This window comes from Candidatus Nitronauta litoralis (assembly GCA_015698285.1).
Lineage (GTDB): Bacteria > Nitrospinota > Nitrospinia > Nitrospinales > Nitrospinaceae > Nitronauta > Nitronauta litoralis.
In genome coordinates, this window is record CP048685.1 from 2,013,486 (window position 1) to 2,034,759 (window position 21,274).

The 21,274-nt window shown below is 47.9% G+C and carries 21 protein-coding genes; 14 read left to right on the forward strand and 7 right to left on the reverse strand.

The genetic code is table 11. From position 1 onward, the window contains the following. Positions 1 to 14: 14 nt before the first annotated feature. Positions 15 to 1,172, reverse strand: coding sequence for a hypothetical protein (locus G3M70_09275; protein ID QPJ62050.1), 1,158 nt, complete (start codon positions 1,170 to 1,172; stop codon positions 15 to 17). A gap of 90 nt (positions 1,173 to 1,262) precedes the next feature. Then, on the reverse strand, positions 1,263 to 2,963 hold the full coding sequence (locus G3M70_09280; GenBank protein ID QPJ62051.1) for an NADH-quinone oxidoreductase subunit L: 1,701 nt from the start codon (positions 2,961 to 2,963) through the stop codon (positions 1,263 to 1,265). 356 nt (positions 2,964 to 3,319) lie between these two features. Here G3M70_09280 and G3M70_09285 point away from each other — a divergent pair, with 356 nt between their 5' ends. Together G3M70_09285 and ppa are read left to right on the forward strand one after the other, a co-directional pair. Next, entirely contained in the window at positions 3,320 to 3,502 is a 183-nt protein-coding gene (locus G3M70_09285; protein QPJ62052.1) for a hypothetical protein, read from the forward strand. A 343-nt stretch (positions 3,503 to 3,845) separates the two neighbouring features. Then, on the forward strand, positions 3,846 to 4,373 hold the full coding sequence (ppa, locus tag G3M70_09290) for an inorganic diphosphatase (protein QPJ62053.1): 528 nt from the start codon (positions 3,846 to 3,848) through the stop codon (positions 4,371 to 4,373). Positions 4,374 to 4,514: 141 nt separating this feature from the next. Here the strand turns inward: ppa and G3M70_09295 are convergent, their stop codons facing one another. The 3 genes from G3M70_09295 to G3M70_09305 form a co-directional block, all read right to left on the reverse strand. Beyond that, positions 4,515 to 4,640, reverse strand: a complete 126-nt coding sequence (locus tag G3M70_09295; protein QPJ63772.1) for a class I SAM-dependent methyltransferase — start codon at positions 4,638 to 4,640, stop codon at positions 4,515 to 4,517. Between the two features lie 409 nt (positions 4,641 to 5,049). Next, on the reverse strand, positions 5,050 to 5,259 hold the full coding sequence (locus G3M70_09300) for a DNA gyrase inhibitor YacG (protein ID QPJ62054.1): 210 nt from the start codon (positions 5,257 to 5,259) through the stop codon (positions 5,050 to 5,052). A 24-nt stretch (positions 5,260 to 5,283) separates the two neighbouring features. After that, positions 5,284 to 5,541 carry a hypothetical protein gene (locus tag G3M70_09305; protein QPJ62055.1) on the reverse strand — a complete coding sequence of 86 codons (258 nt, stop codon included), beginning with the start codon at positions 5,539 to 5,541 and terminating at the stop codon, positions 5,284 to 5,286. A gap of 256 nt (positions 5,542 to 5,797) precedes the next feature. Between G3M70_09305 and G3M70_09310 the strand changes: the two genes are divergently transcribed. Further along, positions 5,798 to 7,246, forward strand: coding sequence for a hypothetical protein (locus tag G3M70_09310; GenBank protein ID QPJ62056.1), 1,449 nt, complete (start codon positions 5,798 to 5,800; stop codon positions 7,244 to 7,246). A 120-nt stretch (positions 7,247 to 7,366) separates the two neighbouring features. Further along, positions 7,367 to 7,645: a hypothetical protein gene (locus G3M70_09315; protein ID QPJ62057.1), complete on the forward strand. Its 279-nt coding sequence runs from the start codon at positions 7,367 to 7,369 to the stop codon at positions 7,643 to 7,645. A gap of 14 nt (positions 7,646 to 7,659) precedes the next feature. On the opposite strand, the gene G3M70_09320 is transcribed toward G3M70_09315, so the two are convergent. Together G3M70_09320 and miaB are read right to left on the reverse strand one after the other, a co-directional pair. Further along, positions 7,660 to 8,817, reverse strand: a complete 1,158-nt coding sequence (locus G3M70_09320) for an NnrS family protein (protein ID QPJ62058.1) — start codon at positions 8,815 to 8,817, stop codon at positions 7,660 to 7,662. A gap of 189 nt (positions 8,818 to 9,006) precedes the next feature. Further along, entirely contained in the window at positions 9,007 to 10,368 is a 1,362-nt protein-coding gene (miaB, locus tag G3M70_09325) for a tRNA (N6-isopentenyl adenosine(37)-C2)-methylthiotransferase MiaB (protein QPJ62059.1), read from the reverse strand. A 303-nt stretch (positions 10,369 to 10,671) separates the two neighbouring features. Here miaB and G3M70_09330 point away from each other — a divergent pair, with 303 nt between their 5' ends. From G3M70_09330 to G3M70_09375, 10 genes are all read left to right on the forward strand, one after another. Next, positions 10,672 to 10,902: a helix-turn-helix transcriptional regulator gene (locus G3M70_09330; GenBank protein QPJ63773.1), complete on the forward strand. Its 231-nt coding sequence runs from the start codon at positions 10,672 to 10,674 to the stop codon at positions 10,900 to 10,902. Between the two features lie 178 nt (positions 10,903 to 11,080). Next, positions 11,081 to 12,163: a type IV pilus assembly protein PilM gene (gene pilM, locus G3M70_09335; GenBank protein QPJ62060.1), complete on the forward strand. Its 1,083-nt coding sequence runs from the start codon at positions 11,081 to 11,083 to the stop codon at positions 12,161 to 12,163. Further along, entirely contained in the window at positions 12,160 to 12,801 is a 642-nt protein-coding gene (locus tag G3M70_09340) for a PilN domain-containing protein (GenBank protein ID QPJ62061.1), read from the forward strand. The genes pilM and G3M70_09340 overlap by 4 nt, the downstream gene beginning before the upstream one ends. Positions 12,802 to 12,811: 10 nt before the next feature. Beyond that, positions 12,812 to 13,444, forward strand: a complete 633-nt coding sequence (gene pilO / locus G3M70_09345; protein QPJ62062.1) for a type 4a pilus biogenesis protein PilO — start codon at positions 12,812 to 12,814, stop codon at positions 13,442 to 13,444. A gap of 7 nt (positions 13,445 to 13,451) precedes the next feature. Further along, the gene (locus G3M70_09350; GenBank protein ID QPJ62063.1) at positions 13,452 to 15,005 is read left to right on the forward strand and encodes a hypothetical protein; all 1,554 of its coding nucleotides are present in this window, start codon (positions 13,452 to 13,454) and stop codon (positions 15,003 to 15,005) included. Positions 15,006 to 15,019: 14 nt separating this feature from the next. Next, positions 15,020 to 16,942 carry a type IV pilus secretin PilQ gene (pilQ, locus tag G3M70_09355; GenBank protein QPJ62064.1) on the forward strand — a complete coding sequence of 641 codons (1,923 nt, stop codon included), beginning with the start codon at positions 15,020 to 15,022 and terminating at the stop codon, positions 16,940 to 16,942. 58 nt (positions 16,943 to 17,000) lie between these two features. Next, a complete protein-coding gene (gene pilQ, locus G3M70_09360; GenBank protein ID QPJ62065.1) occupies positions 17,001 to 18,440 on the forward strand; it encodes a type IV pilus secretin PilQ in 1,440 nt (479 codons plus the stop codon). Next, the gene (aroB, locus tag G3M70_09365; protein ID QPJ62066.1) at positions 18,437 to 19,522 is read left to right on the forward strand and encodes a 3-dehydroquinate synthase; all 1,086 of its coding nucleotides are present in this window, start codon (positions 18,437 to 18,439) and stop codon (positions 19,520 to 19,522) included. The genes pilQ (G3M70_09360) and aroB overlap by 4 nt, the downstream gene beginning before the upstream one ends. A gap of 533 nt (positions 19,523 to 20,055) precedes the next feature. Next, complete coding sequence (locus G3M70_09370) at positions 20,056 to 20,694, forward strand: prepilin-type N-terminal cleavage/methylation domain-containing protein (protein QPJ62067.1); 639 nt, start codon at positions 20,056 to 20,058, stop codon at positions 20,692 to 20,694. Between the two features lie 4 nt (positions 20,695 to 20,698). Then, the gene (locus G3M70_09375) at positions 20,699 to 21,274 is read left to right on the forward strand and encodes a type II secretion system protein (GenBank protein QPJ62068.1); all 576 of its coding nucleotides are present in this window, start codon (positions 20,699 to 20,701) and stop codon (positions 21,272 to 21,274) included.

Below are 21,274 nucleotides of genomic sequence, written 5' to 3' on the forward strand. Positions count from 1 at the left end.
AAACAATTGGTGCGCTAGTAAAGCAGTCCGCTATAGCCAGCGCCTAATAATAAAACGGTTACTGCGACAACTTCCTTTGCCTGCAGATCAGAATAAGGTACATCCGTGCGCGTTGCTCCAAAAGCGGTTTGGTGGAGCATTTGAATGAAAAACCAGCCACCTCCCAGCCAAACTGCAAGAAACATCAAAAAAACCTTGATGAAACTTCCATCCAAAACATCGACTGTTGGCATCAGGACCAAACCCGAAAACGTAGGGAACATTGGGAGAAACAGTGAGAAACTCACAAGAATAACCAGAATAATTCCAAACCGGGGCATTGGAGAAGCGAGCCCGGGAAGTTTTCCAATGATCTGCCATCCATATCGTAGCCGAATAAAGGAAAATGCGAGGCAAATGCCACCCAACGCAAAGGCGACAGCAATACCAAACGCGATTCCCCACTTGGGAAAGCTCGGAAAAATATTTAGCAATCCCCACACGAGCGATATGTGTGCCACAGTAGCGGCTGCGACGAACAGATTGCTTTGTTTTTGTCCAAGAGCGGCTAAGGAAGAATAAAATGCACTTACCAAGGCTAACAAACTTATGACCAGAAGCGTATCAGCTGTAAGCGAAGAGTAAATCAGGTTCAATTCCGCAAGCCCGATAGCTAACCAAACGACAATCCAAAAGCTTGAGAGAGATCCTTTCGCTCCTTCTATCGTTCCCACAAACGGAAGATGGAAAGGAAACAGAGGCAGGAAGGTGACTGCCAGAAACAAGCTGGAATACATCTGCAAGGTGTTGTCGCCCAGGGCGGAACTCAAGGAAAGAAAGATGGCAACGAAAATATGAATGAGAATGAGGGTCGTTCGAAAGGAGCGATTTTTACCGCGAATAAGAGAAAATGCGGCATAACCCAGGAGGCCGCATAGGAAAAGCCTTCCCACAAGTCCCTCGCAAAGCAATGCGCCCAGGGCCAGTCCCATAGTTGTCATGCTTGAAGAGCAGATTCCCGCAGCCTGGTGCGACTTTCCCTGGCAAAGCATGACGCAAAAACCTGAGAGAAGCACCGCAAAAGCTAAAAATCCATTAGGGGGATCTGTTTCTACAGCAAAGGCAAGAAACAAGGCCAAAATTACAATCGTCATCAAACCCAGAGTTTTAAGGCTGGAAAACGAAATGTTCACAATCTTCCTGACAATTCCCACAATAAGCGGAAAAAGAGCAAAAATTATTGGAAGAGAATGTTGAGTATTCATCATTATTTCCAGTCGTGTTTAAAAACGATGAGCTACCTTTTGAGCCAGCCGGAGTATGTTTCTACTCCATCGCACATAAGCCAGGTCTACATAGAACCGATTGATTAGCAGAATGTACATTTGTTTTCGTAACGAAACGAGCCAATCTGCAATAAATATTTTTTGTCCCTTGGCATTGGTATAGAGAACAAACCAGCCAACAAGAATGAGCGCAGTGGCGGTGAATATGATCAAGTCAAAGACATGCGGATTAAAAGCCGCTGCCACAAAGAAACTTTCTGATACCCCCGGTTCAGGGTAAAGGAAATGTGTGAATTCCTCTCCAGCCCACAGGTAAACAAATCCAATGAAAAACAATGCACCGATCATTGTGCATGCGACTTTCCAGGAATCGACGGCTTGAAGACGATATAAGCTGAACATGACCTGGGAAGCCGTTACCCAACCGAAGAAGAGGAAGATAACCGCACCGTGTGCATCCTGCAGAGGTATTTCCAGCATGTCGTGGGCGATCATAAGAATCACAAGCGGCATCAACAACGTGACCACTAACCCCGTTACCCAGGTTAAATGGGTGGAAGATTTGTTTTCCTCAATTATATGTTCTGAAGAATGGGGAAGCTTTGGTTCTTCCCGTGAAGCATGGATGCCGGTTCCTGCTCCCAGAAACAAGGTCGCTTTAAAAAGACCGTGGGCAATTAAATGAAAAATTGCCAGGGCAAATGCCCCCAGTCCACATTCCATAATCATGTAACCCATTTGCCCCATCGTGGAAAACCCAAGAGTTTTCTTGATGTCGTTTTGAGCCAGCATCATGGAGGCTCCCAGCAGAACCGTCAAAACTCCTATCAAAAATACAATATGAAGCGTTGTCGACGAGAGAGCATAAAACGGAGCCAACCGGTTCAATAGAAATCCGCCGGCATTGATAATTCCTGCATGCATAAGAGCCGAAACGGGGGTGGGCGAATCCATGGTGTCGGGCAACCACACGTGTAAAGGGAATTGTGAAGATTTGGCCATTGCGCCAACAAATATGAGGAGTCCAATCAGAGCAATGACATCGATTTCAAACAAGTTCCCCGGTAATAAAGAAACCGTGTATGGATTTTCTGCCGCTGCTGCAAAGAGTTCATTAAATTCCAGGGTTCCAAAATATTTATAGGCAAGAAACAATCCACAGAGAAAGCTCACGTCTCCCACGCGATGGACAAAAAACGTTTTAAACGCATTGCGGCAAGCGTCGGGATGGGAAAAATTAAAATTAAGAATAAGGTATAGAGCGAGACTCAATAACTGCCAGAACATGAACAGCATGAACAGGTTCGGACTGGAAACGAGTGAGAGGATGACAAAGGTCATGAAGCTCAATAGCCCAAAAAACCGGACGTAACCATTATCTCCTTCCAGATACCGGACCGAATAGACATGAATGACGACACTGACGCTCGTGATCAGCATCATCATGGTGGCCGTGAGACGATCGACCAGCATGCCAATCTTCAAAATAGCAGAACCCTCAGAACTCAATGTCCAGAAAACAAACCGGACTGTTCCCTCGTTGCTTACATAATAGAGAGTCCAGGCAGAAATCAGGCAGGATATAGAAGTGGCAATAATCCCGACCTTGGCCACATGGTTGGGCATGCGGTTGCCATAGACCCAGATTAAAAGCCCGGCTAGAAGAGGAAAGAGAGGAATAAGAATCGGGAGGGTCATGGTCTATATATTTTTAATACCTGTTTTAATGTTTGAAATTTCCATAAACCGCTTTAAATTGGATGGTTGCAATTTAAAATTCAATTTATTTATGGCTCGTTTCTGCAAGTTTCCTTTGAAAATCTAACCAGAAAACCAGGCATAAGTTTTTGCCATAGTATAAAGATGATTCTTCGCAAATAACGATTTAAAAAATTTGATCCATAGATTTTTTTGAATGAAAAGGTGGAAAAAATTGAATTGACCAAAGATCAGTGTCCCGAAGAGGGTGGGGTGGTTTGAATTCCACCTTCTATACTGGCTCCTTAGGCTGTCTTGCTTCGTAAACGAGAGCTTCGCATAAGTGTTTCCTGGCATTGCAAATATTTAAGGAGGTCACCCTTCTCACCCTTCCATTCGACAAGCTCAGCAACAAGAACGGGCTCCAGGCTCCGGGTGACGCATTAAACCAGTGCAATGCCTGTCTGAGCGAAGCCCTTCGTCAGGCCCATGAAAAAACTCCGAATCTTGCCCTGGACTTTGATTTTGAGGTTATGTAAAGACCTCTTAATAACTGTGGCTGTATTAACCGGGAAAAAATGCCGTCTGGATATCGCACAAGTATTGGAAAGATGCATCACTGGATGAGTGCGACCAGACACAGCGATAATAGGGCACTATCTGGTCGTCCGCTAAGGAAATACACTTGCAAAAGGCTGAAAGAAGATATCCATTTTTTTTTCACCCGCATCCCCGTGAGAAACCCCGCCATCAACGCTGCGTTTCATTTATTCCTTAAACACCCCTTATCTTTTTCTCACAATAGACTTAGAATAAGCGGGATTGTTGAACCCATAACTAACCCCGGAAGAAATTCCACCCTCCAAAAGAAGTGACCTTTATATGAACATAAATGAAATACCGATTGGTGAAGCTCCGCCCTGGGATGTTAACGTGATCATCGAAGTCCCGTTTGGCCGTGAGCCGGTTAAATACGAAATGGACAAGAATTCCGGTGCCCTGTTTGTTGACCGGGTGATGCACACCTCCATGCGCTATCCCTGCAACTACGGATTCATACCCCACACGCTTTCAGAAGATGGAGACCCGATTGATGTGCTGGTCGCGTCGCCAGTGGAGTTTTTATCCGGGTGCATCGTCCGATGTCGACCGGTCGGAGTTTTGAAAATGGAAGATGAAAAGGGGGCGGACGAAAAAATCCTGGCAGTGCCGGTGAATGCCCTGAATCCTTATTACAAACACGTCAAAGAATATACAGAATTGCCCAATATGCTGCTGGATCAGATATCCCATTTCTTTTCACGCTACAAGGATCTGGAATCCGGTAAATGGGTTGAGCTGGATGGCTGGGCCGGGGCTGAGCACGCCGCTGAATTAATCCAGCAATCGATTGAGAGAGCGATTGACTAACGTTGATCCGTTTGAAGAGCCAGTCTTATTAATTCGTGGTTTTTTTTGTGCGAAGCCCTTCCCGCGCAAGATTCATCATGCTCTGGGTAGGAGGATCAGCCGCTTTGTCAAACCCAATGCTGTCCGGCGACAATCCGGTCATCAAACCCATCCCAGTTTTAAAGTCCCCGCCATTTCAGTGAGTCCCGCCAGTTTGTCCGGAAAGAACATGATGCCGAACTGGCACACAACCGGGTCAAACGCATGATCCTCAAATGTCAGGGACAGGGCACTGGCTGTTTTAAACGTTACGCCGTGTAAATGGCCACGCTATTCTTTTGCAAAGTCAAGCATGGATGGATTCAGGTCGGTAGCGACAATTTGAATCTGATCGGGGAGGGGCTGTCGCAGAAATTGCGTTGAGATTCCGGTTCATCTGGCTACTTCCAGAATTCTGCCTTCTGCAGGGATATTTTTCTTAACCCGTCGTGCCAGATCCTTCGCGGAAAACTCGAACCAATAGGGCACCCAGCCGGGCAACGCCCGGTGGTAACTGGGAAAAACCTCTGGATCTACCCCTTCGGGGCACTAAAGCTTAGGAAAAACACCTTGGCCACGCTCCCTCTGGTCGCTCGCGATGACGGGTTTTCAAAAAAGTTTTTGTGCGATGGGGCTGGCAATATTTAATTAAGTGTTTCTACCAATTTTCCTCGTCACTATCTGGAAGTGTTTCGCGTTCGCCGTCTGCGTAGGACCCCGGGATGCTGTAGCCATTGTCGAGCCATTTGCCGAGGTCTTGAAGCTGGCAGCGTTCGGTGCAGAAAGGGAAGTAAGAGTTGCCCTCCTGCCCAGTCTTTTTGCGGCAGGTGGGACAGTGCGGCGTTTTGTCTTTTGAGGCGGTGTTCATTTTTTATTCGTTGCGCGACGAGTCCTACCGATACGGCATGTCGTTGCCGCTCAGTTGTGTTGAGATTTCGCGTTCGATCTGGTTTTCCTGGGTGACAAAATCCTCAAGCGCTTTTGTAGAATCAAACTCAAACTGGCGCGGTTCCTTCTGTCCGCAGATTTCCTCATCCTGCTCCACGATGATATGGGTACCCTCGATAGAGGCGATTTTGAATTTTTTTCGGGTGTTCAGCCGTTTAAAAATGGTGCGGCACTGGATTTCATATTCCTGATCCGTAGGCATCGGGGTTCCTCCTGTTAGCCGGTTTTTCAAATTAATTCACTAAATGATGCCCCTATTATAATTCTTTCAACCCCGAATTGTAGATTCTGTGTAGGAAAATTTAAAAATTTTTGAAGTCTTCGGGGGTTAATCGCAGGCTCAATTTATGTTAAGATTGTCTCGCATTTTCTGTAGGTCTGCAATCCCGCCTCGAGTTCTCGAAGGTGGGTCATCAATCTCCGCTCTCGGCTTGCTCAAGCCATTCAGGAATGACCCCATGCCCTCTTCCCGTACCTTAAAGTCCCTGGCCGAAACTCTCATCGAAGAATCGTCTGCTCCCTTTTCCACCGAAGAATATCTCGAGCGCGTTAAGGACAATTGGCGTCGGCGTATCGCTCCATCGACTCTCGAAGGTCTGAAACAGAATTTGCAGGATCATCACCTGCTGATCGAGACACCCGAAGGCGGTTATTTGCCATATCGTCTTGTGCTGGAACGCATCGGTCATGTGCCGTTGCTTATCAAGTTCAGCGCGATGGAGTGGCAGCGACAGGTATTCATCCCGGGTCATCAGGTGATCCCGTTTCTATCCGGCGAATTGAGCGAGGAGGATCCGGTGTTTCACGATGTTGGTGGACGCGAGATGAAAAAAAAGCGCGAATCATTTTACATTGAAGAGGTGCTGACGCATTTCGAATACGCAGGGGAAACCCATTTCCCGGATCGCATTCGCATCAACGAACGGCTGCCGGGTAAAAGTAAAATCGATCTCACCGTTTGGGACCTGTCGTCACTCATCGAAAGCGGAGCTTTGAAATCCGGTGACGCGCTGAAAGTTACCCTTCAGGATTACCACACCGGCCGATTTCAGTTTGAAATATATCCAAAGGAAGAGTTGCGGCGTGATCGACTGCGCCTGCGCGCGTTCCATGTAGCGCTTGAAAATACGATGAAGCGCCAATGGGAAGAGGGCGGATCCAAGCCAGTCGGACTCGAAAAACAGTTGCTTCAATCCATCTTCGCGTTGGATAAGGATCAACTCAATCCGCCGGCCTTTTCATTGACAGAACTGGTGGAGTCGCTGAACCACCTGTCGGTCTACCGAGGAGCCGACCGCGGACTCCACTTCGCCCCGCTGGAAGCCTCCTTGCCGGATGAAATCATGTGGGAGGAAGCGCCGCGCATGCCGAATGGCAGTACTGGATCGCTTGATGCCATTTTTCAGGACATGGGTCTGGCGTTCAGCGAACCTGAGTTCAAGGCAATTTTATATGCGCTGATGGGTGAAGACGATTTCAACGTGGAAGCCGTATTTCAACTGTTGTTCGAGGGCAAGAAAGATAATTTCCACAGCAAGAAACAGCACAACGCGTTTTACCGAAAACTGCGTGTTCTGCTGAACGCTGTTTGCGCCGATTTAAAAACGCCCGAGCCGAAACTGGTCACGCAACTCCGTATGCGGACGACGTTTATCAAACTGCGATTGATTGAAATCCTGCGTTACTTTGAAGAACAGGAAGTGACGTTGCCGGACCTGCCCGAAACGATCCTCGATCAGCTGGCTGACCTCGACACGTTTTGTGCCGACGCCCTGAAGAAACTGGCCGACCGTCCGCGCCCACCGGATGTGAAGTCCATACGCGACATACGGCTGGGCCTCAAAGTAATGCAACCCCACCTCGACCGCCTCGAAGAAGACGTTTATTACCGCCTCGGAATCTACTAGCTCCTCACCGGAGGAGTAAATGCCACTTAGAAAATGTTTTGGTGTCATTCTGAGCCCTTCGACAAGCTCAGGATAAACTCCGCGAAGAATCTCGCCTTTTCACGTGACAGATCTGCCGAGGTGCGCGACTGGGCAACTTTTGGGTTTGCACAACAGATTAATTCGGATACCCCTGCCATTCGTAAAGCTCTTTTTGAGCGACTTGAAGATTCAGATACAGATACTCGTGGAGAAGTGTTGGTGGGACTTGCGAGGCGAAAAGACCCGAGGGTGAAGCCCTATATTATTTTAGAAATCCAAAGAGAAAATGAAACTGCTTACAATTATGCGTATGATGCGGCACAAGAATTTGGATATAAAAAGTTGATCTCTTTAGCAGAACGTCAATACCACAGTTAAAAAATAATTTAGAGTCATTCTTCATCCAGACTTGGGCTCAGGAGAAATTTGCCGTAGATAATGGCGAACAGTAAATAGCCTCCACTCCAGGCCATCGCTGAAAAGTTATAAACGAAAAATGTGGGGATCGGTGTGGCCGGACCAAAGACTCTGAGCAGTGCACCCAGGTTCACAAGGCTGTACATCATGATTGTTCCCGGCCCCGCGTATTTGGGGCGTCCGGTATGGCCGAGACTGGCACGGGTCATGATGGCGAGTGTCATGGATCCAATAGCCCCTGTCGTCAGTGCATGTATAGCTTCACCCAGATAAAATCCAACCCCGAGAGCGGCCGCTCCCAGAATGATCAAGGCCATTGCGAGCCATCCATAACCCACGTGCAGGATCAACACCAGAGGTTCGCGCCAGGTCCGCCAACCGTACCACCGGGACAGACGGATAAGGTGCATGATTCCCGCTGTGAGCAGTAACCATCCCGTTGTATGAGTCAGTGGTTGGACAATCCAGCTGATCCCCGCGATGAGGGTCAATAGAATGGTGGCCTTGTCGATGCCGGAAAAATCCGGGGGCCGTTGCGGAAGATTGTGATCCTCCAAAAAATCTTCGGTAAAACCCGGAGTCACCTTTCCACCAATCAAAGACAAGAGGAGGATGATGATCGTGAGTCCCATGCGCTCGGCGAGTTCTGTCGAAGAGTCGCTGAGCGCCAACCCGTGGAACAGAATATTGGCGAGGGCGTAGAGGCTGATTAACACGCCGATGGGCGATCGGTCCCAGGCTTTCCCGATTGCGATTTCGCGCCAGACGATACCGGCGACTCCAATCAGAAACAGGACGTCGACCAGGACGCATACCATGTCTGGCAGCCAGGGTTTGGCGATGACCAGTCGGCCAGCCAGCCACAGGCCCCAGAAAACGATCAGCAGCTTTCCTTTTACAGGAGGGCGGTCGGTCCAGTTTGGCATGGCCGTGAACAGGAAACCCGCGATAATGGCGGACAAAAACCCGAAGACCATCTCGTGAACATGCCATTCGCGCGGACCATACAAAAACTCGGCACTGTTCGCACCGGAAAGAATGATGGCCCAGACGGGAATCGCTGTCCCGGCAAACAGTGCAGCACTGAAGAAGAACGGGCGGAACCCGTATGAAAAGAAGGGGAGTCTAGTCACAACACGGTCCAGGAATAAGTATTAAATCAAAAGTAAAGGCGAGATTCTTCACTCCGCTGGGCTAAGTTCAGAATGACTTGTTTGGGATTGGTATTGCAATTTTAAAGCTGGTTTTGAATCAGTATATTTTGAGTATGAACTATGGATAAATTATCCAGGTTTTCTTGAAGACTTTGAAACCGCAAGTAGTTATACAGTGGTTGAATGCAACGCAGGTTTTACCGTAGTTACCCATTGGCCTTTGAGCGCATGGCCTGAAGCGTGGTCGATTTTTACTTTTACAATGTCGCCCGGTTCCAGTGTTTCATCCGGACAAGCCATCATCACATTCCAGTATTCCGGGTTGCGTCCGCGATAGTCGATGCCCGGTTTTTCGCTCGCACTTTCCACCATCACTTCCACCTCACGGCCCAGAAAACCCTGACCCGCCTCATTCGCAAGTTCCGCCTGCAGTTGGATGACGCGCTGAAGGCGTTCGTGTTTGACTTCGTGCGGAACTGAATCTTCATACTCCGCCGCCGGGGTGAAGGGCCGCGGACTGTAGGCAAACATATAACTGTTATGGAAACCGATCCGTTTCATCAACGTTAAGGTGTTTTCAAAATCCGCATCGGTTTCGCCCGGGAAACCAACGATGAGATCCGTGGTCATGGCGATGCCGGGCACCTCACTTTTTAGTTCGTCAATCAGGTCGATGTAGTTTTCCACTGTGTGGTGTCGCCGCATGCGATACAGCACGGCGTCTGATCCGCTTTGCACCGGCAGGTGCATGTGATTCATAAGGTTGGGCAGATCGCGGTAGGCATCGATCACATCGCGAGTCATGTCCATCGGATGACTTGACGTGAACCGCAGACGTTCGACGCCCGGTATGGCCGCGACTCCGCGCAACAGCTCGTGAAACGTCAGGGGCTTATCCAGCCCGATCTTGCCGTAGGAGTTGACGTTCTGGCCGAGCAGAATGATTTCGCGTGCACCTGCAGCGACCAGTTGGCGTACTTCTTCGTATATTTCATTTTCCGAACGCGATTTCTCCCGCCCGCGTGTGTTGGGCACTACGCAGAACGAACAAAACTTGTCGCAGCCCTTGATGATGTTGACGTAGGCAACCGGACCGGTGATGCGGGATCCGTCGAGCGCTGGAATCGAGTATTTTTTCTCGCGGTCAAAGTCCGTGTTGATGAGTGTGGTTCGGGATTGACGTGCTTTTTCTACAGCATCCGGCACCGACTCGATGGCATCCGGTCCCAGGATGAAATCCAGGAAGGGCATTTTCGCGAGCAGGCTGTCCTGTTCCTGTTGAGCCAGGCAACCGGTGAGACCGAGGATCACATCCGGATTCTGCTGTTTTATCGGTTTGAGCTGGCCGAACAGGGAAAAGACCTTTTGTTCGGCCTTTTCGCGAATGGCGCAGGTGTTGATGAGGACTACATCTGCCGCCTCCCGGTGCGAGGTACAGCGGTAGCCGTCCTGGAACAGGAGCTGTTCCATGCGGTCGGAGTCGGCGACGTTCATCTGGCAGCCGAAAGTTTCAAGATAGAGTTGTTTCATGAAAGCGATTGTAACGGAAATTTGGGCTGGGGAGAAGGGAAACCCCTGATATTTTGGGCTCCCCGGCGATTTTTAAGGCGGGTATCAATTTATATAAATTTATATAAATTTACTATTAATTAATTTCTTTTAAATTAATTTAAAATTGTTATTGACAAGTATCCAAAGTTGAAGTATATTAGCTCCCATCCACGAAAAGAAGGTACAAATTTTTAATATTTAGATTCAACCCGTCTCTCTATCTGGAGGGGAAAAACTGTGGCCAATGTGAATAACAATGTCCAGGTAATCCGGGAATCCAAGATGATGAGCAAGGCCGAACTGGCTCGCAAGGCCAATGTCACGGTCCAGACCATCGATCGGATTGAGAAAGGAAATGACTGCCGTTTGGATACCAAGCGGAAGATCATCCTTGCTTTGGGCTACAAGCTGGGCGAACGGACGAAGATCTTCATTGATGAAGAAGCTTCGGCAGGCAAGAAAAAAAGCATCAAGAAAAAGGTTGTTCGAAGGAAGAAAAAATCGGATTTGTAATCTGATGGAGCAACTCTTTGAGTGGGTGGGGAGACCGACTTGAGAGAATCCAGGGTTACCCGCTTCGGAGAAGCTTTTTGATGAGGCCCAGGCAGGGACCGTCAAAAGTGATGCTGGAGCGGGGAATCGAACATCTCGGAGCGCCAGGGCGCTGCCGAAACAAGGACAGGAAAGACACATGTTCCTTACAGCGAAAACACCTTTATTGGCCATTGATATCGGTTCAAGCTCGGTAAAGCTGGCACAGCTTCAGGGGTCCGGAAGTCGATATGAATTGACCGCTTTCGGGGTCATGCCTCTTGAGCCTGATGCTGTCACTGACGGTATGGTTCGGGATGAAGAGGCTGTTGCGGATGCCTTGTCTCGCCTGGTGAAGGCGGAAAAGGTGGACACCCGGTTTGCCGTTTCCTCCCTTTCCGGAGAATCGGTCATCATTAAAAAGATCCAGATGCCGGTTTTGCCTGATGAAGAGCTGGAAGAATCCATCGCTCAGGAAGCGGAGCAGTATATTCCGTTTGAAATTGACGATGTCCGTCTGGACTATCAGAAACTCGATATTCAGGGGGGTGCCGGAGATGAATTCGGCGGCCTGGATGAAGAGGAAAAAGAAGACATCCTCCTGGTGGCCGTGCAAAACGACCTCATTGACAATCGGTCGGATGTGTTGACGGCGGCAGGACTGAAGCCTGTGATCATCGACCTCGATGTTTTTGCAGTATCCAACGCTCTCGCGATCCAGCGTGACCTTGAAACGATGGGTGGGGTTGCCGTTGTTGACCTTGGTAATTCGTTCACCCATGTCAACCTGCTCCTTGATGGAATTTCCTTTTTTACCCGGGACATCCCGCTGGGTGGCAGTGTTTTGACCTATCAATTAGGCAAGGATTACGGCCTGGATTTCAATGAAACCGAGGGGCTCAAGCAGGGTATTATCCCGGACAGCATTGACCGTCAGGAAGTCATCGACAAAATTGTTGATTCTTTCGATGGGATCATTGACGAGGTCCAGAAGTCTTTTGAATTTTTCAGTTCTACCTCAAACAGCACCATTGAGCAGGTATTCATTAGTGGAGGGGGCGCCATGATTCCGGGTGTGGATAACCTGCTTTCGGATCGCCTGGCAGTTTCGGTGGAAGTATTCAATCCGTTGGAAACGGTGAAGATCAACCCAAGGAAATTTGACCGTGAAAGCATAAACCAGATGGCCCCTTTGGCCTCGGTTGTTGCAGGTCTTGCAACCAGAAGGTTTGACTACATATGATCAAAATCAATCTTTACGATTACCAGCGAGTTGCACAGGAAGTCACCGTCCAGAAGATGGTGGTGACTGCGATGATGATTATTGGAGGTGCGATAGTCGTTACCGTAATGGCCGTTTTTGCAGACATCGCCCGTGTCAGTTCGGCTGAATCCGAGATGGTGGCAGCCCAAATGAAGGTAGACCAGATCAAACCTCAATTTGATGCAGTCCAGAAACTCAAAGCGGAACAGGGCACTCTCAATAAAAAAATTACCAGTCTGTCCGATTTGCGTGCATCCAAAATTCCCTTTGCAAAATTGATGGAAGATGTTGGCCAGGTGACCCCGTCGGGTGTCTGGTTGAGCAAAATTGAACAAGCCACGGAAGCCAAACTTAGAAGTGGAAACGTTCCCATCCTGTTCATCGAAAAAAGTAAAAAAGGCCCAAGTACAGAAGATCCCCATCTTTTTGTGAAGTTTCAAGGTAAGGCTTCATCGGATCGGGGTGTGGTTAGATTTATGGAAGGTCTGGAGACTTTGAGCTATCTCGACCATGTGCTCATGCATTCCAGCAAGCAGGGTTGGGTTGCCAACCGACCGGTGCGGACTTTTATCGTGTATGCCCATGTCGCGGGCACGGGACCCAAACCCAAAAAATAAGAGAGGACTTATGGAAAAGTTATTTGACAGCTTACCGTATGCCGCTCTGGCGAGGATGACCAAGATCCAGTTTATTTTCCTTGGTCTGCTCATCGGAGGTCTTATTTTTGGGGCGTACTTTTTTACATTCCATTTGCAGAAAGAAGAAGAGTATGCGGCTCATGTGAAAAAGAAAACAGAGTTGGATGCCACATTCCTGCAGTACCAGACTGCGATTGCTGGAAAGCCTGTTTTGGTCAGGTCCATTTCAACCTTGAAGGCGGATCTGGTGGAAGCCAGCAGGGTGCTGCCTCTCGAATCCGAGTTGCCTGAACTGCTCCACCGGGTAACCGACATTGGAACTGTTCTGGGTGTGCAGATCGCAGACTTCAAAATTGGCCATCAAATCAATAAGCTTGATTTTTACAGCGAGGTCCCATTGGAAGTCAAAATCAACGGGGGATTCTACAACACCCTTGGGTTTTTCGACTGGCTTCAGAATCTTCTGCAGGTGGTTGATGTTAAGGAATTGGCAATGAATTCGAAAATGACCAAAAGGCAGATTGTGAATGAGGACACTGGCAAGGTGGAGGTTAAATCTGTTGAAGGTATCCAGACAAGCATCAAGGCGACAATTTACGCTTTTGCCGGAGACAGGAGCTGATTCAATCATGCATGATCCAAACGGGATGATTCAGGTAATGCAAACAATCCAAAAAAATATCCGGTTATTTCTGCTAACGGTTTTGGTAGTCGGTGTTTTGAGTGGCTCAGCCATTGGTGCACAGGCACCAGCCAGTTCGGTCGGGGCCAGCAATGGGCTGGTCCGCCAATTATTGGCAGACAGCGGGCTGGATGCAGCCAAAGCTTTCATGGCGGAATCCGAATTGCCTACCGAAATGTTTTCAGACCCCTTATCTCTTCTTTATATGGTGGCTCCCGACGGTAAACTGAAACTGATTCGGGAACTCTACCAGGGAACCTTTGATTCTGAAGAATATTTTGACGCGATTCAACGCCGTTTTCAAAAAGACCTGAATTCACAGCATGCCCATAAGGTGTTGGAATTTCTTGCCACCCCATTGGGGCAACAGTCGGTTCAGATGGAAGTACAGTTTTTGAACGATTACCTCTGGTTTTTATCGCGTGGAAAGGATTTTCTGGGACATTATCGAGAAAAAATGGGACCTGAAAACCTTCCCACGGGTCAACGGTTGTTTCTTACCGGACGGATGCTGAGGGCGCGGGATCTGGTGAGTCTTGGTATGAGGGTCAACAGTTCAATACTGGCAGTGGCTTCCCCTTTGAAACCGTATTACAACCAGGGGCCATCTGACGATAAAGAAAAAATAGTTAAGGAAGACCTTCCTGAATACATCAAAACATTACATATCATGTTCCTGTCCCGAATTTACAGGGAAATGCCTGATGATCGTTTTAAAGAGCTGGTGAAGTTCTATGAATCTTCTGCCGGTCGCTGGTACCAGAGGACCCGCAACCGTGGCCAGATGGATGCCCAGGACCGTATGAATCAGCAGGCGCGTATGCGCGTGGCCTCTGTAATGAAAGCATTTGAAGCGGGCAAAGGTGAAAAAGAAATTCTTTATAAAATGTTTCCTCCCGGAATTCGCCAGCTTTTTGTCCGGAAACGTGATCCGTTCCAGCCTCTTATCTACGCTGGTATGGATAAGGAAAAGAAAGAAAAGGTGGAAGAGGTTCCTGTCCCGGTTGATCGCTTTGTAGGGACGGATAAAAGATTCGAGACAATTCCGCTGGAGGCTTACAACCAGTTGAAAGAGATCGATCCTCAGCTTTATCAGGATCTGGAGTTCTACGGCAAATTGTTTCAGGAGCGAACAGAACTGGAAGCGTTGTCCGATGAAGAATTTGAGGAAGAGGTGTCCCGCTACCAGGCATTAATAGAAAAAGCGAAAGACGTGATGGCCAACTCGGTTCTCACGCCGTTGCAGGTAGGTTACGGAAACCTCCAACTGGTAGGTTTGATGGATAACGGGATAGAAAACGTGGGACTGATCCAGGCCACCGACTCAAAAGGTTACACAGTAAAAAAAGGAATGTTGATAGGGCCTAATTTTGGAGTCGTGGAATCAATTAATGAAGAACGTATCGAAGTGGTCGAAAGGGCCCGCGATCATGAAGGAAACATCCTGTCGACAGTGCAGTTTATTGCATTTGCCGATCCGGAAGGTTCCGAAGAAAAATAAACTAGGGGAAGGCCGTGAAACAAACAACCTGGAGACTTGGCTTAGCCGGACTATTGGTCGTTTTAACCTGGGGAATGGTCCCTGTATTGGCTGCGACTGCTCCTGCAGAAGTCCCGGAAGAAATGGTGGCGCAGGCGGGTTCGACTGAAAGTGCAGAAAACAATGAGCCATCCCGTGCCACGATAACCGATATCCGCACAGAAACAGCAGGCGATGAGGTTACCGTAGAGGTAGAAGCGACAGGGGATCTTCAATACACGGCCTTTAAACTGATGGACCCCCTCCGTCTGGTACTGGATTTTCAGAATATGGAGACCACAAGCGTTTCAGGGTTGACGGATATCAATAAAGGTGTCGTCAAGTCCATTCGCCCTCTTTATTTTGATGATGCGGCGGTTCAACGCCTGGAATTTGATCTGGCTTCTACAGCTGTTTATGAAATCCAGAAGCCGGAAAGCAATAAGCTGGTGATAAAGCTGAAAGGTGCAGAAATGCAGGCGGCGGCACCTGAACCGGAAAAGATGCCGGTAATGAAGGATGAAACCGCCGATCCGGAAATGAACCCGGAAATGGGATCCATGAATACTCGTGGTGTTCCAGGCTTTCAGCCGACGGAACTCAGCTCGGACATCTGTGACAGCATACTGAATGAAAAAGACCGGTTGATAAAGGTTGAGTTCCAGAATGCAGAATTGAGAAACATTTTTCGCTTTCTTGCAGAGAGTGAAAACGTCAATCTGGTGGTTTCCCAATCAGTTAGTGGAACAGTGACCATGAAGGTTGATGCCGTTGCATGGAAAAATGTACTCGAACTGATTCTTGCAAACTACAAACTGGGAAGAAAATGCGAAGGGAATGTGGTTCGGATTGGACTTGAAGACGATTTGATCGCCGAGCGGTTCAATCAGCCTTTGATCACCCAGATGGTCAGGTTGAATTATGGCGATCCGGACGAAGTGATCAAGAATCTGGACAAAATGAAGTCAAATTTTGGCAAGGTCGTTTCCGATAAGAGGACAAACTCGATAATCGTTACCGATACGGAAACCAGTGTTCTCGACATGATGACCGTCATTAATAATCTTGATCAACCGACCACTCAGGTTCAGATCGAATCCAAGATTATCCAGATCAACAGGGATTTTCTTCAGGAGATTGGTATCCAGTGGGGATTCGACGGTGTGGCTTTCCGAAACCCGGATTTTCCAAATGCAATTGCGTTTAGTGGTGCCGCAGTGGGTGATGGTGCTCTTTCAGCGCCGGTGGGTGCCGGTAGAGTTGACCTTGGGGGTACTCCGGGAAATCTTCCAGCAACCGCCCAATTGGCAACTCCTCGGTTAACTCCAGGGTTCATCGTGGATCTTGCAACGGTGGGCACTCCTTTTGGTGGCATTGCAACCTCTCTCCGGGCTCTGGGTGGAGATGTGACTCTGGATCTTCAGTTGAGTGCTCTGGAACGACAGGGTAAATCCAAAACAGTGGCTTCTCCAAAAGTAACAACTCTGAATAACAAAGAAGCCAAGATCAGGAGTGGTACGCGTCTTCCATTCCAGACTACGGACCCTGCAGAAGGAACCAAGATTGAATTTATTGATGCGGTGATCGAGCTCAAGGTAACCCCTCAGATCACTTCAGAAGATATGGTCTATATGAAAGTAGCGGCACAGCAAAATACGCCTGATCCGGTCAGGAATGTTGGGGGTACGCCGGTAATCCTGACCAAAGAAGCTTTCACTGAACTTCTGGTCGGTGACAAAGATACAGCGGTCATCGGCGGATTGTTTCAGAAACGGGTGACGGATACAACCCGGGCTATTCCCTACGCTTCTGAAATTCCGATCATTGGGCAATTGTTCAAGAGTAATGCGGATTCTGACAATATCAGTGAGTTGCTGATTCTTATAAAACCAACCATTGTCAAAGGACTGGACTCCTGAAGCTTCTCAGGGATTTGAACGAGCAGGCTATAAGGACTTTGTAAAAAAGGAAAATACTATGACCAGGTGGAACAGGTTGGAATACAAATTAATGAAATGCGGTTCCCTGTTTGGAGCCGTAGCCTCGATATTGCTTCTTGCAGTTAATCCGGTCTGGAGTATGGGCAATACAGGCAAGAATAAGGCTGTCGTTACCTCGAGCAGTTTCATTGATGCCTGTGAATCTATTTTTGAAAAGAATCAGACTCCCCTGTCACTGGACTTCCAGGAAGCCCCTATTGAAGATGTGATGCAGATCATTTCTGAGGTTTCGGGCATGAATATTGTCATGGCTCCTGAAATCCAGGGAAATACAACCGTGATGTTGAACGATGTCCCCTGGGGACTGGCGCTGGATATTGTCCTTGATAATGCTGTGCTGGGAAGAGTGTGCGACGAGAATATCATCCGCGTGGATACAAAAGAATCATTTCGGACTGCCAAGGATCGAGGAGAGATGGTCACCGAAATGATCCGTATCAATTATGCAAACCTTCAGGAAGTCGCGACCCGGGTTAAAGCCCTGCAGACTGCTGCGGGAACTGTAACCTTCAACGAACGGACTAATACTCTGGTCATGATGGATACGGAAGAGATGATCAAGGATCTTATCGGTGTGGTGAGGAACCTGGATATTCCGACACCCCAGGTGCAGATTGCTTCCAAAATAGTTCAGATCAACCGGAACTTCCTGCAGGAACTGGGTATTCAGTGGGGTTTTTCTACGATCACAACGCGAAATCCTCAATTCCCCAACACTATTATCACCACAGGTGCGGCGGCAGGTTCCGGTGTTCTTTCTTCGGGTGGTGGGGCAGGGTTTGATGCTGCAGGGCTTGGTGGAAACGGCGGGATCAATAATGGTTTTATGGTGGATCTTGCTACTGAACAGCTACCATTTCTGGGGCTTGCCTCCAGTCTTCTCAGTCGGGATGGTGATCATACTCTGGATGTACAGTTGTCTGCCATGGAACGTCAGGGTAAGAGCCGAACCATTGCAAACCCAAAAGTCTCTACTGCGGATAACAAACAAGCCAAGATTCGACAGGGTGAGAGAATTCCATTCCAGACGTTTTCGCAGAATGAAGGTGTGAAAACTGAATTTGTCGATGCCAACCTGGAACTATTGGTGACCCCGCATATCACTGCCGATCAAAAAGTATATTTGCAGGTGACGGCGCAACAGAACTCTCCCGACTTTGCCAACACAGTCGGTGGCGCTCCGAGAATCGATACCCGTGAAGCCGTTACAGAAGTTCTGGTGGTTGACGGTGGCACGGCAATTCTGGGCGGTTTGCATCAAAGGACTCAGGTAGAAAACCGTCGGGCAATTCCTTATCTTGCAGATATCCCGATTCTGGGTTTGCTGTTTAAAAGTAACCTGGAGCGTGACACTGTAGATGAGCTCCTCATCTTTGTGACCCCCTCAATTATCAAAGCCGAACAGCCCAATTCATGAAACGGTTGAGGATAGACCTCGACGACAGGAGCTACGATATCCTGATCGGCCGAGACCTCCTCTCCCGACTGGCTGAGTTCATCCCTGAACGTCCCGGCCGGGCTGTTGTCATAACCAATCCCGAAATAAAACGTCTCTATGGCGAAAAGGTCAGGCAGAGTCTGGAGGCCTTCGGCATCGATTTCAGTTTTGTGGAAATCCCTGAAGGAGAGGCTCATAAAACTCTGGAAGATGCCAACCGGGTCTACGATCACCTCCTGGCGGGAAATTTTGACCGTAAAACTTTAATGATTGCATTAGGAGGTGGAGTTATCGGAGACCTCACCGGCTTTGTTGCAGCGACCTATCAGCGCGGAGTTCCTTATGTCCAGGTGCCAACAACTCTCTTGTCTCAAGTAGACAGCAGCGTGGGTGGAAAAACTGCAGTTAACCATCCACTGGGAAAAAATATGATCGGCGCTTTTTACCAGCCGCGTGCGGTTATAGCAGATCTTGACACCCTGAAAACCCTGGCTCCAGACGAATTCCGGTGTGGTCTTGCAGAAGTGGTTAAATACGGGGTGATTGAGGACCCGGACCTGTTTACTTATCTTGAAGAGCACGTCGATTCTATCCTGGGATTGGATGCTGATTGCCTGGCTCATTTAATCCAGACCTCATGTGCAATCAAAGCGAAGGTAGTCGAAAAAGATGAGCGTGAGTCGAATTACCGGATGGTCCTGAATTTTGGTCACACCCTGGGGCATGCCGTTGAAGCATTAACTCATTATGACCGGTTCAAACATGGTGAAGCCGTTGCTATCGGAATGGTCTTCGCAGCAGAGTTATCGAGTTTTCTAGGTAATTGTGATGATGAGACTGTGGAGCGCATAAAAAACCTGATTGCAAGGTTTGGATTGCCTACACAACTACCCCAATTTGATCCCGGGGATTATATTGCTTCCATGCGTCATGATAAAAAGGCTCAGGGTAATAAAATCCGCTTTATTCTGGTACGAAAGGTGGGAACCATTGAAATTGTTGATTCCGTGGAAGAATCGGCTCTTTTAAAAGTTCTGGGTGATTTGCATATATCCAGTTAAAGGATACCCGTACAAATCGAAGCGCTTTTTCTCCGTAAATTTATCTATCAGGAAAACCGGGTCGTAATGGTGTCCGGAATGCTCAACAACCTGAATGTAAAAAGAAGGTATTCACTTTTCCTCGGAATCCTTTATTTAAGGCCCCGGTTTATTAGCTGTTTTGAGTTCCCCCTATTTCAGCGTCTAAAGTCTGAGCAGGCACTAAGTTTTTTCACAGAATCCAGCGTTTTCCCTCATAATATATTCAACCCCTCGATCAGAACCCAGGCATCGCTGTATCCCCGTTGTCAAAGTGGACTTGAGGGCAAAATTTGGCACCAGCTGTATGAAAATTTATAAGGATTTGCGGGTTTGGTAAAAATTATGTAAATAAATTTTTTAATGAAGGAAAAGTCAGGTGAAATTTAGATAAAATAACTCATTGTAAATTAAGGGTTACTTGTCTAAGTAAATTTATTTTAATAATAAAGCAAAATTTGGCTTAATAATTGCTGTGAAAGGCTTGTATGTCAACCATCAAGTGGAAACAGAAAATGAAAGATTTAATCACTACCGCATCTAGAGGCCAGGAGAGTTCCTTAAGGGAATTGGAGGGCGAGGCGCGGTGGAGAGGAAATGAAAAAGGCTTTACCCTGATTGAACTACTAACCGTGATCGCCATGATTGCAATACTTTCATCGGTGGCGATACCCAGTTTCAATGTCTGGTTATACAAGTACCGGGCAGATTCAGAAGCCAGTCGGTTGTATTTCAATCTTATGGCTGCCAAGCAGCGGGCCATCAGGAATAACAGCACAATGATCGTTACATTTTCGACAACCAATGACAACTATATCATCCATGAAGATCTAAATGACGACGGAAACATTGATCTGGGTGAAACAGTCGATACCATTCCCCTGGAAAATGAAATGGTTTTTGGAATATTGCCGGGTGTATTAGGGGTGTGGGGAACGGCCGTGTCTAACCCGGTTGCCCTTAACGGGGGCTCAACGATCAAGTTTCTTTCGCAAGGTCGGGCAGACCGCAGTGGCGCGATCTACATGGTGCCAGGTTCCGATTTACTATCCGGTTTTAAAGGAAATCAACGGGCGGTCAAGGTTGTGCAGGCTACAGGAAATGTTGAAGTTGTGAAATATTCAGCAGGCGCGACACCAGGGCCTTGGAGCTAATAAAATGAAAAAATTAATAAAAGCACAATCGAATAAAAAGGTGTCCCGCCCAAATAACAGGGAGTCGGGTTTTACCCTGGTTGAGGTTTTGATCAGCATGGCCATTTTTTCGGTGGGCATTTTAGGTCTCATGACTTCTATCGGAACCGTCATGGATTACCAGAAAGATGCTAATGACATGACCCAGGCCACACTCCTGACAAAAGAAAAAATTGAAGAGCTCAAAGCAGTAGCAGCCAATGAGAATACTCTGGTGGGTGGAACCTACGGGTTTAATTATTTTGTTGGTGAGTACACAGACATCACGATACCGGGATCGACACCTCCGAAAAAATTTTTTAAAGAAGATGGCAATTCCCGCTATGTCAACAACGGCAATGGTGAAGTTTTCGACAAGTTCACAAGAAAAACCACCCTGAGCATACCACCGGGAACGGGCGGTGATTTTACCGATGCAAACCAACAGTTCATTCGGTTTGTTCGCGTGGATGTGGTCACCAGTTGGACTGATTCAAGGGGACATCCAAAGGATGTCAGTTTGTCAGTCGTTATGAATCGACGAAAGATTTTTCAACAATAA

Bases quoted from the DNA above. Each gene is read 5' to 3' on its own strand.
- G3M70_09280 (QPJ62051.1), bottom strand. From the start codon at position 2,963: ATGACCCTCCCGATTCTTATTCCTCTCTTTCCTCTTCTAGCCGGGCTT.
- ppa (QPJ62053.1), top strand. From the start codon at position 3,846: ATGAACATAAATGAAATACCGATTGGTGAAGCTCCGCCCTGGGATGTT.
- G3M70_09300 (QPJ62054.1), bottom strand. From the start codon at position 5,259: ATGAACACCGCCTCAAAAGACAAAACGCCGCACTGTCCCACCTGCCGC.
- G3M70_09305 (QPJ62055.1), bottom strand. From the start codon at position 5,541: ATGCCTACGGATCAGGAATATGAAATCCAGTGCCGCACCATTTTTAAA.
- G3M70_09310 (QPJ62056.1), top strand. From the start codon at position 5,798: ATGCCCTCTTCCCGTACCTTAAAGTCCCTGGCCGAAACTCTCATCGAA.
- miaB (QPJ62059.1), bottom strand. From the start codon at position 10,368: ATGAAACAACTCTATCTTGAAACTTTCGGCTGCCAGATGAACGTCGCC.
- G3M70_09330 (QPJ63773.1), top strand. From the start codon at position 10,672: ATGATGAGCAAGGCCGAACTGGCTCGCAAGGCCAATGTCACGGTCCAG.
- pilM (QPJ62060.1), top strand. From the start codon at position 11,081: ATGTTCCTTACAGCGAAAACACCTTTATTGGCCATTGATATCGGTTCA.
- G3M70_09340 (QPJ62061.1), top strand. From the start codon at position 12,160: ATGATCAAAATCAATCTTTACGATTACCAGCGAGTTGCACAGGAAGTC.
- pilO (QPJ62062.1), top strand. From the start codon at position 12,812: ATGGAAAAGTTATTTGACAGCTTACCGTATGCCGCTCTGGCGAGGATG.
- G3M70_09350 (QPJ62063.1), top strand. From the start codon at position 13,452: ATGCATGATCCAAACGGGATGATTCAGGTAATGCAAACAATCCAAAAA.
- pilQ (QPJ62065.1), top strand. From the start codon at position 17,001: ATGACCAGGTGGAACAGGTTGGAATACAAATTAATGAAATGCGGTTCC.
- aroB (QPJ62066.1), top strand. From the start codon at position 18,437: ATGAAACGGTTGAGGATAGACCTCGACGACAGGAGCTACGATATCCTG.
- G3M70_09370 (QPJ62067.1), top strand. From the start codon at position 20,056: ATGAAAGATTTAATCACTACCGCATCTAGAGGCCAGGAGAGTTCCTTA.
- G3M70_09375 (QPJ62068.1), top strand. From the start codon at position 20,699: ATGAAAAAATTAATAAAAGCACAATCGAATAAAAAGGTGTCCCGCCCA.